At 66.9% G+C, this 15388-nt stretch carries 16 protein-coding genes; 13 read left to right on the top strand and 3 right to left on the bottom strand.

Annotated elements, in window-relative coordinates; all coding sequences use genetic code 11:
• Positions 1-57 precede the first annotated feature (57 nt).
• The gene (locus ACU18_RS11580; RefSeq protein WP_050685706.1) at positions 58-591 is read right to left on the bottom strand and encodes a MarR family winged helix-turn-helix transcriptional regulator; all 534 of its coding nucleotides are present in this window, start codon (positions 589-591) and stop codon (positions 58-60) included.
• Positions 592-632: 41 nt separating this feature from the next.
• On the opposite strand from ACU18_RS11580, the gene ACU18_RS11575 reads away from it, so the two are divergent.
• The 6 genes from ACU18_RS11575 (at position 633) to dapF (ending at position 6243) form a co-directional block, all read left to right on the top strand.
• Positions 633-857, top strand: a complete 225-nt coding sequence (locus tag ACU18_RS11575) for a DUF3046 domain-containing protein (RefSeq protein WP_050685705.1) — start codon at positions 633-635, stop codon at positions 855-857.
• Between the two features lie 249 nt (positions 858-1106).
• Positions 1107-2162 (top strand): recombinase RecA, encoded by a 1056-nt coding sequence (recA, locus tag ACU18_RS11570; RefSeq protein WP_050685704.1) that lies wholly within the window; start codon positions 1107-1109, stop codon positions 2160-2162.
• A 114-nt stretch (positions 2163-2276) separates the two neighbouring features.
• Positions 2277-2774: a regulatory protein RecX gene (locus tag ACU18_RS11565; protein WP_157407687.1), complete on the top strand. Its 498-nt coding sequence runs from the start codon at positions 2277-2279 to the stop codon at positions 2772-2774.
• A 3-nt stretch (positions 2775-2777) separates the two neighbouring features.
• Complete coding sequence (miaB, locus tag ACU18_RS11560) at positions 2778-4355, top strand: tRNA (N6-isopentenyl adenosine(37)-C2)-methylthiotransferase MiaB (protein ID WP_442853710.1); 1578 nt, start codon at positions 2778-2780, stop codon at positions 4353-4355.
• Positions 4356-4358: 3 nt separating this feature from the next.
• Positions 4359-5261, top strand: coding sequence for a tRNA (adenosine(37)-N6)-dimethylallyltransferase MiaA (miaA, locus tag ACU18_RS11555; protein WP_050685702.1), 903 nt, complete (start codon positions 4359-4361; stop codon positions 5259-5261).
• Positions 5262-5298: 37 nt separating this feature from the next.
• Positions 5299-6243 (top strand): diaminopimelate epimerase, encoded by a 945-nt coding sequence (dapF, locus tag ACU18_RS11550; RefSeq protein WP_050685712.1) that lies wholly within the window; start codon positions 5299-5301, stop codon positions 6241-6243.
• Here the strand turns inward: dapF and ACU18_RS11545 are convergent.
• Complete coding sequence (locus tag ACU18_RS11545; RefSeq protein WP_050685701.1) at positions 6215-6838, bottom strand: class I SAM-dependent methyltransferase; 624 nt, start codon at positions 6836-6838, stop codon at positions 6215-6217. The two genes, dapF and ACU18_RS11545, sit on opposite strands and share 29 nt — an antisense overlap.
• Before the next feature lie 435 nt (positions 6839-7273).
• Here ACU18_RS11545 and hflX point away from each other — a divergent pair, with 435 nt between their 5' ends.
• Together hflX and ACU18_RS11535 are read left to right on the top strand one after the other, a co-directional pair.
• Positions 7274-8842, top strand: coding sequence for a GTPase HflX (gene hflX, locus ACU18_RS11540; RefSeq protein WP_050685700.1), 1569 nt, complete (start codon positions 7274-7276; stop codon positions 8840-8842).
• Positions 8835-10889, top strand: coding sequence for an ATP-dependent DNA helicase (locus ACU18_RS11535; RefSeq protein WP_050685699.1), 2055 nt, complete (start codon positions 8835-8837; stop codon positions 10887-10889). The genes hflX and ACU18_RS11535 overlap by 8 nt, the downstream gene beginning before the upstream one ends.
• Before the next feature lie 109 nt (positions 10890-10998).
• On the opposite strand, the gene lexA is transcribed toward ACU18_RS11535, so the two are convergent.
• Positions 10999-11733, bottom strand: coding sequence for a transcriptional repressor LexA (lexA, locus tag ACU18_RS11530; RefSeq protein WP_050685698.1), 735 nt, complete (start codon positions 11731-11733; stop codon positions 10999-11001).
• A gap of 323 nt (positions 11734-12056) precedes the next feature.
• Here lexA and ACU18_RS11525 point away from each other — a divergent pair, with 323 nt between their 5' ends.
• The 5 genes from ACU18_RS11525 to ACU18_RS19930 all read left to right on the top strand — a co-directional run bounded on the left by ACU18_RS11525 (position 12057) and on the right by ACU18_RS19930 (position 15360).
• Positions 12057-12482 (top strand): LysM peptidoglycan-binding domain-containing protein, encoded by a 426-nt coding sequence (locus ACU18_RS11525; protein WP_082178299.1) that lies wholly within the window; start codon positions 12057-12059, stop codon positions 12480-12482.
• A gap of 142 nt (positions 12483-12624) precedes the next feature.
• Positions 12625-13743: a histidinol-phosphate transaminase gene (locus tag ACU18_RS11520; protein WP_050685697.1), complete on the top strand. Its 1119-nt coding sequence runs from the start codon at positions 12625-12627 to the stop codon at positions 13741-13743.
• 61 nt (positions 13744-13804) lie between these two features.
• Positions 13805-14431 (top strand): imidazoleglycerol-phosphate dehydratase HisB, encoded by a 627-nt coding sequence (hisB, locus tag ACU18_RS11515; protein ID WP_050685696.1) that lies wholly within the window; start codon positions 13805-13807, stop codon positions 14429-14431.
• The gene (hisH, locus tag ACU18_RS11510) at positions 14428-15201 is read left to right on the top strand and encodes an imidazole glycerol phosphate synthase subunit HisH (RefSeq protein ID WP_050685695.1); all 774 of its coding nucleotides are present in this window, start codon (positions 14428-14430) and stop codon (positions 15199-15201) included. Before hisB ends, hisH begins: the two co-directional genes overlap by 4 nt.
• Positions 15202-15360, top strand: coding sequence for a hypothetical protein (locus tag ACU18_RS19930; protein WP_164468838.1), 159 nt, complete (start codon positions 15202-15204; stop codon positions 15358-15360). It begins immediately after the preceding gene.
• Positions 15361-15388 lie beyond the last annotated feature (28 nt).

Below are 15388 nucleotides of genomic sequence, written 5' to 3'. Positions count from 1 at the left end.
TCGGGGGCTTCGCTGCGTTTTCTGGCCGGTGGCCCAAGCGGGCCCGATCCAGCAGGGCTAGGCGTCCTTGCTGCCCGGTTCCGCAGGTTCGTCCTTCGGGAAACCGTCGCGCTCATACGTTGCGTTCAACTTGGCCATGTAGCGGGCCAGTTCTTCCAGGTCGGCCACCGGCCATTCGCCCAGGCGTTCCTGGAATACCTGCCGGCGGGCGTCCTGGACCTGGTGCATCTTCTCCTCGCCCTTTGGCGTCAGCTGGATGGACTGGGCGCGCCCGTCCAATGGATCCGCTTCCTTGGACACCAAGCCGATGCTCTCCAGGAACGCAATCTGCCGGCTGACGGACGGCTTGCCCACGCCGATGTTCATGGCCAGCTCCGTCAGCCGGATGGGACCTTCGCGCCGGATGATGGTCAGCAGGCCGTAGGCGGCAGGCTCCATATCCGGGTGGACCTGGCGGGACAACTGGTTTGAAATGGCCCGGGCGCGCCGCCAGAACACGCTGATCTGGTGCTCAACGTTCCTTAGGGCGGCGTCAACCACATCAATGTCTGCGGGGCGGTCAACTGATTGGCCGCCGGGAGAGTTGCTCATGGCAACAATTCTAGGGTCCGCGGCCGTGAGAGGATTTACCGATGCGGATCAGCGACTACTGGCGACTCATGGACGACGAGTTCGGCGCGGGCTATTCCCGCGTGCTGGGCAACACCCTGGTCCTGGCCGGGGTGGGTGGCCGCACGGCCCAGCAGGCGCTGGCCGCCGGGGTGGAACCAAGGAAGGTCTGGCTGGCCATGTGCGACGTGCAGGACGTCCCTGCAGACCGGCGCCTGGGCCGCGACATCAAACCCGCCGCCGACTGATCCCGGCTGCGTTTCCGGCCGGCCCAAGCGCCCTCCGCGCCTGCCGGGGCAAGCGAAAAATCCGGAATTCCTGCTGACACGCCGGGCGCGGGTTCGAATACCTGTTCGGATAAAGTTATGCTTTTACCAGCGGGTTATCCACATAGCCGATGCCATCCGGCGGAAATGTCAGTGGGTCCCCCTAGCGTCAGAGATGACCAATAAACGGCCCTCAAGGCCACCATCGAGAAAGCATTAGAGGTGTCAACCATGGCGGCAGCCCCGGATCGTGCAAAAGCGCTGGAAGCAGCTTTGGCCCAGATTGACAAGCAGTTCGGCAAGGGCTCGGTCATGCGCCTGGGCGATGAGGTCCGTGCCCCCATCGAGGTCATCCCCACCGGCTCCATCGCACTGGATGTCGCGCTTGGAATTGGCGGTCTGCCCCGCGGCCGTGTTGTGGAGATCTACGGCCCGGAATCCTCGGGTAAAACCACCGTTGCGCTGCACGCGGTGGCCAACGCACAGCGCCAGGGCGGCATCGCAGCGTTTATCGACGCCGAGCACGCCCTTGACCCCGAATACGCCGCCAAGCTCGGCGTGGACACGGACGCCCTCCTGGTCTCCCAGCCGGACACCGGTGAGCAGGCCCTCGAAATCATGGACATGCTGATCGGCTCAGGCTCCCTGGACGTGATCGTCATCGACTCCGTAGCCGCCCTGGTGCCCCGTGCCGAAATCGAAGGCGACATGGGCGACAGCCACGTGGGCCTGCAGGCCCGTCTGATGAGCCAGGCGCTGCGTAAGATCACCGGCCGCCTGAGCCAGACCAAAACCACCGCCATCTTCATTAACCAGCTGCGTGAGAAGATCGGCGTGTTCTTCGGCTCGCCCGAGACCACCACCGGTGGTAAGGCGCTGAAGTTCTACGCTTCCATCCGCATTGACGTACGCCGGATCCAGACCTTGAAGGAAGGTGCCGACTCCGTCGGCAACCGGACCAAGGCCAAAATTGTGAAAAACAAGATGGCCCCGCCCTTCAAGATCGCCGAATTCGACATCATCTACGGCCAGGGCATCTCCCGCGAGGGTGGCATCATCGACATGGGTGTGGAGCACGGCCTCATCAAGAAGTCCGGTTCCTGGTTCACCTACGACGGCGACCAGCTGGGCCAGGGCATGGAGAACTCCCGCCGGTTCCTGCGCGACAACCCGGAGCTTGCAGCAGAGCTCGAACGGCTCATCAAGGAGAAGCTCGGTGTGGGTGTGAAGCCGGCTGAGGCCGAGTCCGCCGATTCGCCGAAGCTGAAGGCCGTCGACGGGTTTTAGCAGTTGACCGGATTCGGAGAACCGCGCAGCAGACGGGCCCGCCGCTCCACCCCTGAGGTGGAAGAAGGCGGACCCGCCGGCTTCCCGGTGGATGCGGAGGCGGACCCGGAGGCGGTGGCCAAGGCCATCGTCTACCGGCAGCTGTCGGCGGCACCCAAAAGCAGGCTCCAGCTGGCCCGCAAGCTGGCCGAACGGGACGTTCCGGAAGATGTCGCAGAAAACGTCCTGGACAAGTTCGAGGACGTTCGGCTCATTAACGATGCCGAGTTCGCGGACATGTGGGTCCGCAGCCGCGCGCAGTCACGGAAACTCGCCAAGGGCGCGCTCCGGCGGGAACTGGCAGAGAAAGGCATCGAGCCGGACACCGCGGAAGCCGCCCTGGAACAGCTGTCCGACGCCGACGAGGAACTGGCAGCCCGGAGCCTGGTGGAGCGCAAGCTCCGGCCCGGCCTGGACCTTGGCGACCGCGCCGGGCGGGACAAAACAACCCGCCGGCTGGCGTCCATGCTCGCCCGCAAGGGGTATCAGCCCGCCCAGGCCTTCCGGATTGTGGCTGACGTCATCGATGCGCACGCGGCAGACACCGGCCAGCCGGTAAGCGGCTACCCTTAACAGGTGAGTTTGACCATTCCTTCCCCCCTTCCCGGCAACGGTTCCGTTGCAGCGCCCGCAACCGAAGCGGAGCCGGCACCGCCGCTGCACTCCGGCCCTGCCGGCGCCCGCACCTACCAGGTGCGGACCTTCGGCTGCCAGATGAACGTGCACGACTCCGAGCGGATGGCCGGGATGCTGGAGGACGCCGGCTACGTACCGGCCGAAGGCGCCCAGGCAGACGTTGTGGTCTTTAACACCTGCGCGGTCCGGGAAAACGCCGACAACAAGCTCTACGGCAACCTGGGCATGCTGGCCCCCATCAAGGCCGCCAACCCGGGCATGCAGATCGCCGTCGGCGGCTGCCTGGCCCAGAAGGACCGGGACACCATCCTGAAGAAGGCGCCGTGGGTGGACGCTGTCTTCGGTACCCACAATGTGGGTGCGCTGCCGGCATTGCTGGACCGGGCCCGGCACAACAACGAAGCGCAGCTGGAAATCCTTGAATCACTGGACGTCTTCCCGTCCACGCTGCCCACCAAACGCGACTCGGTCTACTCGGGCTGGGTATCCATCTCCGTGGGCTGCAACAACACCTGCACGTTCTGCATCGTGCCCGCCCTCCGGGGCAAGGAAAAGGACCGCCGCCCGACCGACATCCTCGCCGAAATCCAGGCCCTGGTGGCTGACGGCGCCATCGAGGTCACCTTGCTTGGCCAGAACGTCAACTCCTATGGCGTGGAATTCGGCGACCGGCAGGCCTTCTCCAAGCTGCTGCGCGCCTGCGGCGACATTGAGGGGCTCGAACGCGTCCGGTTCACCAGCCCCCACCCGGCCGCTTTCACTGACGACGTCATCGATGCCATGGCCGAAACCCCCAACGTGATGCCGCAACTCCACATGCCGCTGCAGTCCGGTTCGGACGCCGTCCTGCGGGCCATGAAGCGCTCTTACCGGTCCGCCAGGTTCCTCGGCATCCTGGACAAGGTCCGGACCCGGATCCCGCATGCCGCCATCACCACGGACATCATCGTGGGCTTCCCCGGCGAGACCGAGGAGGACTTCCAGGCCACCCTTGACGTGGTGGAGCAGTCCCGGTTCGCCACCGCCTTCACCTTCCAGTACTCCAAGCGGCCGGGCACTCCCGCCGCCGACCTGCCTGACCAGCTGCCCAAGGCCGTCGTGCAGGAACGCTTCGAACGGCTCACCGCACTTCAGGACAGGATCGCCGCAGAAGAGAACCGCAGCCAACTGGGCCGCCGGGTGGAAGTGCTGGTCACCGCACAGTCAGGACGCAAATCCGAAGAGACGCACCGGCTCTCCGGCCGTGCCCAGGACCAGAGGCTGGTGCACTTCTCGGTTCCGGCAGGGGCCCCGGCCCCGCGTCCGGGTGACCTGGTCACCGTCACCATCACCGAGGCAGCAGCCTTCCACCTCGTCGCCGATCCTGCTCCGGAGGACTACAGCCTCAGGCGCTCACGCGCCGGGGACGCCTGGGACCGGTCCCTGGCGGACTCCTGCGGCGCTCCCGCACCAGGGGCAGCAAAGGGCGGTTCCGGCGTGTCCCTTGGCATGCCTGCCCTGCCGCTGCGCACCCGCTGACCGGTGGCAGCCCCGGCCGTCATCGCCGTCGTCGGACCCACCGGCTCCGGTAAGTCAGACCTCGCTGTTGACCTCGCCCTCGCTCTGGACGGCGAGGTCATCAACGCTGATGCCATGCAGTTTTACCGGGGCATGGACATCGGCACCGCAAAAATCACCATCGCCGAACGCCGGGGTGTGCCGCACCACCTGCTGGACATCATGGACGTCACCCAGGAAGCGAGCGTTGCGGACTTCCAGGAGCAGGCCCGGGCAACTGTGGCAGCCATCCATGCCCGCGGCAAACGGGCCATCCTCGCCGGCGGCTCGGGACTGTACGTCCGGGCGGCCCTCGACGTCCTGGAGTTCCCCGGCACCAGCCCCGAACTTCGCGGGCAGCTGGAAGCGGACCTTGCAGCCCAGGGAACGGCGTCGCTGCGCGAACGCCTTCGCGCCGTGGACCCGGTGTCGGCGGAGCGGCTCACGGATGACCGCCGCATCATCCGTGCACTGGAAGTCCAGCAGCTCACAGGCCGCCCGTTCAGCGCCTTTATGCCCCGCCGGGAGTACTTCCAGCCGGCCGTGCAGATCGGCCTGGCAGTGGACCGGGAGGTGCTCCGCGTCCGGCTCGCTGACCGGGTGCACGGCATGGTTGCCAACGGCCTGACCGCCGAGGTCCGGCGGCTCGATGCTGAGGGCCTGCGGCGCGGCAGGACAGCTGCCAGGGCCCTCGGGTACTCCCAGTTCCTCAACGTCCTGGAAGGAGTGGCAACAGAGGCCCAGGCGGCAGAGGAAACCATCGTGGCCACCCGCCAGTTCGCCCGCCGCCAGCTCACCTGGTTCCGTGCCGACCCGCGCGTGGACTGGCTGGACTGGAAGGACCCGGAGCTCGCGGCGAAGGCAGTTGCGCTCAGCCGGCATGCCTGATTCGGGTGCCGGCACCGTGGCCGGTAACCTAGGACCCATGGACGCAGCCACCGCACACACCGCCACCCCGGCCCTGCCCGACCTTGCCGGCCTCCGGTTCGCCAAAGGGCACGGCACCGGCAACGACTTCGTCCTGGTGGCCGATCCTGAGGGAACCTCCGTTATCGGCGCAGACCACGTTGCTGCGCTGTGCGACAGGCACCGCGGCATCGGTGCGGACGGCCTCATCCGCGCTGTCCCTTCCCGATTCCTGCCCGAAGGCCGCGACCTGCTGGCCTCCAGCCCCGACGCCGAATGGTTCATGGACTACCGGAACGGGGACGGCTCACTGTCCGAAATGTGCGGCAACGGCGTGCGTGTCTTTGTCCACTTCCTGCGCGCCGAAGGCCTGATCGACCTGCCCGACGGCGGCGCCCTCACCATCGGCACGCGCGGCGGCGTCAAGACCGTGGTCCGGACGGGCGACGGCTACGCGGTGGACATGGGCCCCTGGGAGTTCATCTTCCCCGGCGATGCCACCGCCAAGGCCATGGACTCGCTGGTCACCGCCGACGGCCTCGAAGTGCCGCGGCCTGCCCTGTCAATCAGCATGGGCAATCCGCACACCGTAGTTGCCCTGGCCGAACTTTCCGAACTCAGCGCCACCCGGCTGTACACAGCGCCCACCGTGGAGCCCGTGCCGCCCCACGGCACCAACGTCGAATTTGTGGTCCCCGCCGACCCGCTGGTGCACAACGGCGTCGGGTCGGTCACCATGCGGGTGCACGAGCGCGGCGTGGGGGAGACCCAGTCCTGCGGCACCGGGGCCTGCGCTGCGGCTGTGGCCATCCGTCACTGGGCTGGGGCCGAAGCCCCGGACACGTGGCAGGTCAACGTCCCCGGCGGTGCGGTGGGCGTGAAGTTCTTCGCCGGGCCCGGCGGCCACGAACACGTGGAGCTCAGCGGCCCCGCCGTTATTGTGGCGACAGGGACGCTTTCCTGACCTTCAGGATCCGGAACGTCTTGGCCGTGGATTCGCGGGTCACGCTGAACGTGGCGTCCAGCTCCGAGGCAAGCCACCGCTGAAGTGAATCCGAGCCGAGGTTCTTCTGGACCACCAACCAGGCGGTGCCGCCCGGGGCCAGCCGGGGCAGCCAGAGCCGAAGCAGGGAATGCAGCTCGTCCTTGCCGATCCGGATGGGCGGATTGGACCAGATGGTGTCGAAGCGCACCCCCGGATCCACCGCATCCGGAAGGGCTGCTGCCACATTGGCCAGCCCCAGGGCCGCCGCGTTTTCGTTGGTCAGCGTGATGCACCGTTCATTGACGTCCACGGCGTGGACTGTGGCTTCGGGTGCCAGCAGCGCCATGGTCAGGGCGATCGGGCCCCACCCGCAGCCAATGTCCAGCAGGTTTCCCTGCGGGGAGGGCGCCGGGACTTCGGCCAGGAGGACAGCGGTTCCCTTATCGATGCCGTCAGGGCTGAAGATGCCTGCGGAGGTGTGGAGGTGCCGGGTTTCGCCGGCGAGATCCACGGTGAGCGGCTTGCGGGTAAAAGGGCCGGCGGGTGATGCGCTGAAATAATGTGCTGACTCCATAACGAGCCAGAATAGTTCCCCTTGGAGCGTAATGGGAAACCGCGTACTTTGGCGCTCTGCTAGTGTTGGGAGCATGTTCCTGATCTTCGAGTAGCACGCGCCGGGCCCCGCCCGCCCCGTGCCCCGTCCCACAGCGACGCAGGTTAGCCAACCTTCCGCTCGTGCACCGGACCAGCCGCGATCGGCGCTGTTCCGGCCGCCGGACAATCCTCGAAGCATCAGCCTGGCTGGCGCTCCTGCCTTTTCCGGCCCTATTTCTTCCCTGCACCGGGAGCAAAAGCATGATGTCCCGTGCAGGCACGCCAACCGCAGCCCAGGGGGCTGCGCGAAAAACAGGAGGCATGGATGACTGCAGGCCGTCACCCCAGCTCAGAGACTTCACCACAGCACAGCGATCGGCACTATTCTGGAAATGCCGAATCTTCAAAGGAGACCATGACCGACCAGCCCAACCCCGGATCCGATCCCGCCGCCTCGGACCTCAGCCCCGCCGACATCCAGGCTGTGATCGACCGGATCCTCTCCAAGGACGTGCCGGCCGGCAGCAACGGGAAGTCGGACGACGGCGGGAAGGCAGTCTTTGGCAAAGCCCAGGCGATCTCCCACCAGGAGCAGGAGCATTCCAGCTACGACGGCGACCAGCAGGACCTGGAGGAACGCCGGGCGCTGCGCCGCACCGCAGGGCTGTCCACGGAACTCGAGGACGTCACCGAAGTCGAGTACCGCCAGCTTCGGCTTGAGCGGGTGGTCCTTGCCGGGCTGTGGTCCGAAGGGACCCTCGCCGATGCCGAGAACTCGCTGCGCGAGCTGGCTGCCCTTGCCGAAACGGCCGGCTCCGAGGTCCTCGACGGCCTGGTCCAGCGCCGCGCCAAACCGGACCCCGGAACGTTCCTGGGCTCGGGCAAGGCCCTGGAGCTCAAGGACATTGTGATGTCCACGGGCGCGGACACTGTGGTGGTGGACGCGGAGCTGGCACCATCCCAGCGCCGTGGCCTGGAGGACATCGTCAAGGTCAAGGTGATCGACCGTACCGGCCTGATCCTGGACATCTTCGCCCAGCACGCCAAGAGCCGCGAAGGCAAGGCCCAGGTTGAACTGGCCCAGCTCGAATACCTGCTCCCGCGCCTGCGCGGCTGGGGCGATTCGATGTCCCGCCAGGCAGGCGGCCAGGTGGGTGGAGCCGCCGCAGGTATGGGTTCACGTGGTCCCGGTGAGACAAAGATCGAGCTGGACCGCCGGCGCATCCGGACCCGGATGGCAAAGCTGCGGCGCGAAATAGCCGCGATGAAGCCCGCCCGGGAAACCAAACGGGCCAACCGCCGTCGTAACGAAGTACCATCCGTTGCCATTGCCGGCTATACCAACGCCGGGAAATCCTCGCTGCTCAACCGCCTGACGGATGCCGGAGTCCTGGTGGAGAACGCCTTGTTCGCCACGCTGGACCCCACCATCCGCAAGGCGGAGACCGCGGACGGCCTGGGCTACACCCTTGCCGACACCGTGGGCTTTGTCCGGTCACTGCCCACCCAGCTGGTGGAGGCCTTCCGGTCCACCCTGGAGGAGGTAGCGGACTCGGACCTGATCCTGCATGTGGTGGACGTCTCGCACCCCGATCCCGAGGGGCAGATCGCTGCCGTCCGCAAGGTCTTCACCGAGGTGGACGCGCGCAAGGTCCCCGAGATCATCGTGCTGAACAAGGCCGACGCCGCGGATCCGTTTGTGGTGGAGCGGCTCAAGCAGCGCGAACCCCGCCACGTGGTGGTTTCGGCGCGCACCGGTGAAGGCATCGACGCGCTGCTGCAGGCCATCAGCGACGGTATCCCGCGGCCCGGCGTCAAGCTGGAGCTGCTGATCCCGTACGACCGCGGGGACCTGATCAGCAAACTGCACGAATCGGATGCCGAGATCATCAGCGTTGACCACGTTGAGAACGGTACCCGGGCCGTGGTGATGGTCCGGGAAGGCCTTGCGGCCGAGCTCGAACCATTCGCCAGCAATGACTGATACCGGGCGGAGCGCCACGGGCACACCCGGCGAGGAGTTCGCCATTGAACTCCTCGACCGGGCGGTGTCCGGCATGGGCGGGCAGAGCCGCAGCGGCCAGCACGAGATGACCCGCCAAGTGGCCCGCGCCCTCGAAACCGGCAATCACCTGCTGGTCCAGGCCGGTACCGGTACGGGCAAATCGCTGGCCTACCTGATCCCGCTGATCGCCCATGCGATCGAAAGCAACAAACCGGCGCTGGTGTCCACAGCGACGCTGGCACTGCAGACCCAGATTGTGGGCCGCGACCTGCCCCGCCTGCTCAAGGCGATCACCCCCGCCCTTGAGCGGCCGGTCAAAGTGGCCCTGGTCAAAGGCCGGTCCAACTATGCCTGCCTGCACAAGCTCGAAGGCGGCTTCCCGTCCGAGGAACCCGCTGAGGGCCAGCTGTTCTCCCTGGCGGAAGACACCAGCGTGCCGCACTTTGCCGCGTCGATGGGTGGTCCTTCGTCCCAGCTGGGCCGCGAAGTGGTCCGGTTGCGTGAATGGGCGGAGAAGACCACCACGGGAGACCGCGACGAGCTGCTGCCGGGCGTGACCGACAAGGCGTGGCGGCAGGTGTCCGTGACCTCCATGGAGTGCCTGGGGGCACAGACGTGCCCCATGGCTGCCGAGTGCTTCAGCGAGCTGGCCCGACAGGACGCCGCCGAGGCGGACCTGGTGGTGACCAACCACGCCATGCTGGCCGTCAGTGCGTTCGAGGGCCTTGCCGTGCTGCCCGAGTATGACGTGGTGGTGGTGGACGAGGCCCACGAACTCCAGGACCGGGTGACGGGCGCGGTCTCCGGCCAGCTGTCCGTTGCCATGATCCATGCCGCCGCGTCGGGAGCCCGGAAGCACACGGCCATCACCGTGGATGCGCTCAACGCCGCCGCCGGCAACCTGGAGTTGGCGCTGGACGGTGTCCCCAACGGCCTGCTGCCCAACGGGCTTAATGACGAACAACTCGATTGTGTGGACCAGCTCCGTGAAGCGTGCCGGGCGGCGCTGTCCGATTCGAAGGCGGACGGAAGCGCTGCGGCCGACGGCGGGCGGCAGCTGGCGCGGTCCCGGCTGATGCTCATCCTGGAACTGTGTGAGCGGCTCCTGACAGCCCGCGACAACCGCGAAGTGGTGTGGTTCTCCCGCGCCAGCACCTTCGATCCCGGCCAGGGCTATTCGCCGCCGGACGAGACCGCCCCGGTCCTGGTGAACATTGCCCCGTTGTCAGTGGCGGGCCGCCTGCGTGAAGGCCTGTTTGCCGGCCACACCGTGGTCCTTACCTCCGCCACCCTTGCCATTGGCTCGGCGTTTGAACCCGCGGCCGGTGGGCTGGGCCTGGTGGGGGAAGGTGCCCCCACCTGGACGGGCATCGACGTCGGCTCGCCCTTCGACTACCCGCGGCAAGGCATCCTGTACGTGGCAGGGCACCTGCCCAAGCCCGGGCGCGGGGTCTCCCCGGAATCGCTGGCTGAACTCGAAACCCTCATTACGGCCTCCGGCGGGGGAGCCTTGTGCCTGTTTTCGTCCCGCCGCGCGGCAGAGGAAGCGGCGGAGGCGCTGCGGCCCAAACTGGAACAGACAGTCCTGTGCCAGGGCGATTCCACCATGACCGCGTTGGTGAAACAGTTTGCTGACGAGCCCGACACCTGCCTCTTCGGCACCATGTCGCTGTGGCAGGGCGTGGACGTGCCCGGCGGTTCATGCCGGCTGGTGGTGATTGACCGGATCCCGTTCCCGCGCCCGGACGATCCGCTGATGACCGCCCGCTCCCGCGCCGTGGCGCAGGCCGGCGGGAACGGCTTTATGTCCGTCTCGGCCACCCACGCGGCCATCCGGCTCGCCCAGGGCGCCGGCCGGCTGATCAGGTCCACCGGGGACAAAGGCGTGGTTGCAGTCCTGGACTCCCGCCTGGCCACCGAACGTTATGCGGGCTTCCTGCGCGGGGCGCTGCCCCCGTTCTGGGCCACAACGGATCCCAAGACTGCTGTGGCCGCCCTGGAGCGGCTGGCCCGGGAAAACGCCTAGCTGCAGACCCTGGCCGGACGCGGAGACAAGTACGGCCGGTGGGCAGGCAGCGACGCTGCCAGCCCACCGGCCGTACCGGCAGTTCGGGGGAACAGGAGTTTGGCGACAGTCAGAGGGACCGCAGCACCGAGACCACTTTGCCCATGATGGTGGCGTGGTCACCAAGAATGGGCTCGTACTGGGTGTTTTGCGGGAGCAGCCAGGTGTGGCCGTCACGCTGGCGGAACGTCTTGACCGTTGCCTCGTCATCGAGGAGGGCGGCGACGATATCGCCGTTCACGGCGTCCGCCTGGCGGCGCACCACCACCCAGTCACCATCGCAAATGGCGGCGTCCACCATGGAATCGCCGGCGACCTTGAGCATAAAAAGTTCGCCCTGGCCCACCAGCTGGCGGGGGAGGGGCATCACGTCCTCCACCACCTGGTCCGCCAGGATGGGGCCGCCGGCGGCAATACGGCCCACCAGTGGCACCATGGCCGTATCCAGCGCGGTGGGCAGGACGGTGACGGTTGCGCCGCCCGCCGAGGCGCCGTTGGCCGGGCGTGACTCCGCTGTGGCTGCGCCGCCGTCCAGCGTGAGGGGCATCAGGACTTCCATGGCGCGGGGCCGCTTGGGATCGCGGCGAAGGTAGCCGAGCTTTTCCAGCTGCGAGAGCTGGTGCGTCACGCTGGAGAGGCTGGCGAGCCCCACGGTGTCGCCGATTTCACGCATGGACGGCGGGTAGCCGTTGTCATTGACGGACCGCTGGATGGTCTCGAGGATTTTCTTCTGCCGGGGGGTCAGGCCCTTGGCGGTCCTCTTCGGTTGCGGGGTTGCCCTGCTTCCGGCGGCTGCTGCTGCCATATTCGCCAATGCCTTTCGGTTGCCACCGGGCTGTCCGTGCCCCCGGGCCGGTTGGTCCCGTCCTCATTGTCAGACCCTGGTGATCAACTTCAGAGGTGGATGTTCGTTGGTTCAAAACTAGGCCAGCCACAAGGCTTTTTCAAACATTTGTTCTAGCGAGTCTCGACATTGTTCGTTGATAGATGCTAAAACTGAAGAAGCAAAGTTCGAATATGTGTTCTATTCCTTGCTTGCCCCGTTCGAAGAAGATGCCGGATACGCCGGGGCGTGGCTGCTGGGAAGGACAACCGGGCAGCACAGTACGGTCCAGGAGGGCTCAGTTCATGTCAGCTACATCACTCACCCAGGTTTCACTTCCCGTGGTTGCACACCCCGCGGCTTCCATCCGCCAGGTTCCGCGTGCAGGGGTTTCCCGTTCCAAGGCTTCAAAGGCCCTGCCGCCGCTCCGCCTCACCCGGCGCGGCCGGATTGTCCTGGTGGGCATCCCGCTGATGCTGCTGGCAGCGGTCCTGCTCTCCCTGGCCGGCTTCTTCACCTCGCCGGCCAAAGCGTCCGACTCCGTTGCGGATCTCGCCCCCACGCCCTCGGTGTCGGTGACCGTCCAGCCGGGCGACTCACTGTGGGCCATTGCCGGCTATGTGGCTCCGGACCGGGACGCGCGGGACGTCATTGCGGACATCGTGCAGCTCAACAACCTCACCGGCGGAGCAGTCCTCCCCGGCCAGCAGCTCTTCGTCCCCACGTACTAGCTTATTCGAACGCACGTGCGGGCTGTTCGTTCCCACGTTCGGGCCAGCACCAACGGCTGGAAACAAGGACACCCCACCCGCAGGATGGCAGTCCCGGACCGTCACATTTTCCGGGGCCGGGCAGGGCCACTAAACTGTTCAGGTGAATGACCAGCTAGAGCGTTTGAACCGGCTTCCCCTCCGCAGCAACCTCCGTGGGCTGACCCCTTACGGGGCCCCCCAGCTGGATGTTCCCATCCTGCTCAACGTCAACGAGAACACCCATGGCGTCCCGGCGGACGTCCGTGCCGCCATCAGCGCAGCAGTCACCGAGGCCGCTGCCGGGCTCAACCGCTACCCGGACCGCGAATTCACCGATCTGCGGAAGGCCCTGGCGGAATACCTGGGGCACGGCCTGGACGAGGCCAACCTCTGGGCCGCCAACGGCTCCAACGAGGTCCTCCAGCAGATCCTGCAGGCGTTTGGCGGCCCCGGCCGGACCGCCCTGGGTTTTCCTCCCACGTATTCCATGTACCCGCTCCTGGCCAGCGGCACGGATACCGAATACATCGCAGGGGTACGCGCCGAAGGGTACGGCCTCAGCGCGGAGTCGGCTGCCCGCCAGGTGCGCGAGCTGCAGCCTAACGTCGTTTTCCTCTGCTCACCTAACAATCCCACGGGAACCGGGCTGGGCCTGAACGTGGTTGAGGCTGTCTACGAAGCCGGCAACGACAGCCAGACCATCGTCATCGTCGACGAGGCGTATCACGAGTTTGCCCACGAGGGCACACCCAGCGCCCTCACCCTCCTGCCTGGCCGGGAACGCCTGATCGTCACCCGCACCATGAGCAAGGCCTTCGCCCTGGCCGGCGCCCGGCTCGGTTACATGGCGGCGGCCCCGGAAGTCACCGACGCCCTCCGCCTGGTCAGGCTGCCGTACCACCTGTCAGCCATCACGCAAGCCACTGCCCTTGCCGCACTTGAGCACCGCGAGGCCCTGATGGCGGACGTGCAGGACATCATGGTCCAGCGCGACCGCATCGTGGCCGGGCTGGAGCTGCTGGGCCTCAAGCCCGCGGCGTCCGACTCGAACTACGTGTTCTTCGGCGGCCTCACGGACCCGCACCAGGTCTGGCAGGAACTCCTGGACGCCGGCGTGCTGATCAGGGACGTCGGGATCCCCGGACACCTGCGCGTCACTGCGGGCACGGAGAAGGAAACAACGGCGTTCCTGTCCGCCCTGGAGAGCATCCTTGCCGGGACGCCCGGGCTTCGCGCCTAGACTTGACCAACAGGGCGCACCCCGTCCCACCACCCCCACTTCCCTCAAAGGACCCTTGACCATGAGTTCCACCGGATCGAACGCAGCCGAGTCCCGGACCGCACGCATGGAGCGTGCCACCAGTGAATCGTCAGTGCTCGTGGAGATCAACCTTGACGGCACCGGTGTATCGGACATCGACACCTCGGTGCCGTTCTACGACCACATGCTCACAGCACTGTGCAAGCACTCGCTGATCGACATGACCGTCAAGGCCACCGGTGACACCCACATCGACGTCCACCACACCGTCGAAGACGTCGCCATCACCTTCGGGGAAGTCCTCCGCACCGCCCTGGGCACCAAGGCCGGGATCCGGCGCTTCGGCGAAGCCACTGTCCCGCTGGACGAGGCCCTTGCCCACGCCGTTGTTGATGTCTCGGGCCGGCCCTACCTGGTGCACGGCGGCGAGCCCGCAGGCCAGGAGTACCACCTGATCGGCGGGCACTTCACCGGGTCCCTGACCCGCCACGTTTTCGAAGCCATCACCTTGCACGCCGGCATCTGCCTGCACATGAACGTCATGGCCGGCCGCGATCCGCACCACATCGTGGAGGCACAGTTCAAGGCGTTCGCCCGGGCCCTGCGCGCGGCCGTGGAACCCGACCCCCGCGTTGAAGGCATCCCGTCCACCAAGGGCGCCCTGTGACGGGCCGGATCCTCAAGGACGGCGCGATCATCGACCCCTCGGCAGCCCAGCGGCTCGAGTCGCCCCAGGGCAAACCCACCGTCACCGTGCTTGACTACGGTTCCGGGAACGTACGCTCCGCCGTCCGCGCCCTTGAGCGTGCCGGAGCCGAGGTCATCCTGAGCGCCAAGCCCGGGGACGTGCTGAACGCGGACGGCCTGGTGGTGCCCGGCGTCGGCGCCTTTGAAACGGTGATGCGCGAGCTCAAAGCCGTGGACGGGATCCGCCTGATCGGCCGCAGGGTGGCCGGCGGACGCCCGGTCCTGGGCATCTGCGTAGGACTCCAGGTGCTTTTTGAAGCCGGTGTGGAGCACGGCACCGAAGCTGAAGGCATCGGCGAATGGCCCGGCAAGGTGGAACTGCTGCCCGCCGAGGTGGTGCCCCACATGGGGTGGAACACCGTGAAGTCCCCGGCCGGCTCCAAACTGTTTGCCGGCGTCGAAAACGAACGCTTCTACTTTGTGCACTCCTACGGGGTGCAGGAATGGAACTTCGACATCATCCAGCCGCGTATGGCGGCGCCCCTGGTGACCTGGTCCGAGCACGGCGCCCCCTTCATAGCCGCGGTGGAGAACGGGCCGCTGTGCGCCACCCAGTTCCACCCGGAAAAGTCCGGCGACGCCGGAGCCCGGCTGCTGCGCAACTGGGTGGACGCCCTGCGCCGCCCCGCAACCAGCGATGCCACCCCAGCCGAAACCGCTGCCCAGCCCGCGGCCGGCGGCGATTCCTGAATGTGGTCCATTGTCCTGATGGGCCTGGCCGGTCTCCTGGTGGGCGGCGCACTGTCCTTCCGCCAGCAGGCCAAACCGCTCTGGACCCAGGTTTCGTTCTACGTCCTGGCCGCGATGTCGCTGGTGGCCGCGTATCTCCTGACCCTGCCTGGCTCCTGACCGGGCCCGCGTACTCCGTCACCCAACC

It is taken from the genome of Arthrobacter sp. ZBG10 (assembly GCF_001238605.1).
Classification (GTDB): domain Bacteria; phylum Actinomycetota; class Actinomycetes; order Actinomycetales; family Micrococcaceae; genus Arthrobacter.
This window is presented reverse-complemented; position numbering and strand designations above follow the sequence as displayed.

Coding starts and splice junctions, on each gene's coding strand:
- ACU18_RS11580 (WP_050685706.1), bottom strand. CDS start 591: ATGAGCAACTCTCCCGGCGGCCAATCAGTTGACCGCCCCGCAGACATT.
- ACU18_RS11575 (WP_050685705.1), top strand. CDS start 633: ATGCGGATCAGCGACTACTGGCGACTCATGGACGACGAGTTCGGCGCG.
- recA (WP_050685704.1), top strand. CDS start 1,107: ATGGCGGCAGCCCCGGATCGTGCAAAAGCGCTGGAAGCAGCTTTGGCC.
- dapF (WP_050685712.1), top strand. CDS start 5,299: ATGGACGCAGCCACCGCACACACCGCCACCCCGGCCCTGCCCGACCTT.
- ACU18_RS11545 (WP_050685701.1), bottom strand. CDS start 6,838: ATGGAGTCAGCACATTATTTCAGCGCATCACCCGCCGGCCCTTTTACC.
- hflX (WP_050685700.1), top strand. CDS start 7,274: ATGACCGACCAGCCCAACCCCGGATCCGATCCCGCCGCCTCGGACCTC.
- ACU18_RS11535 (WP_050685699.1), top strand. CDS start 8,835: ATGACTGATACCGGGCGGAGCGCCACGGGCACACCCGGCGAGGAGTTC.
- lexA (WP_050685698.1), bottom strand. CDS start 11,733: ATGGCAGCAGCAGCCGCCGGAAGCAGGGCAACCCCGCAACCGAAGAGG.
- ACU18_RS11525 (WP_082178299.1), top strand. CDS start 12,057: ATGTCAGCTACATCACTCACCCAGGTTTCACTTCCCGTGGTTGCACAC.
- hisB (WP_050685696.1), top strand. CDS start 13,805: ATGAGTTCCACCGGATCGAACGCAGCCGAGTCCCGGACCGCACGCATG.
- ACU18_RS19930 (WP_164468838.1), top strand. CDS start 15,202: ATGTGGTCCATTGTCCTGATGGGCCTGGCCGGTCTCCTGGTGGGCGGC.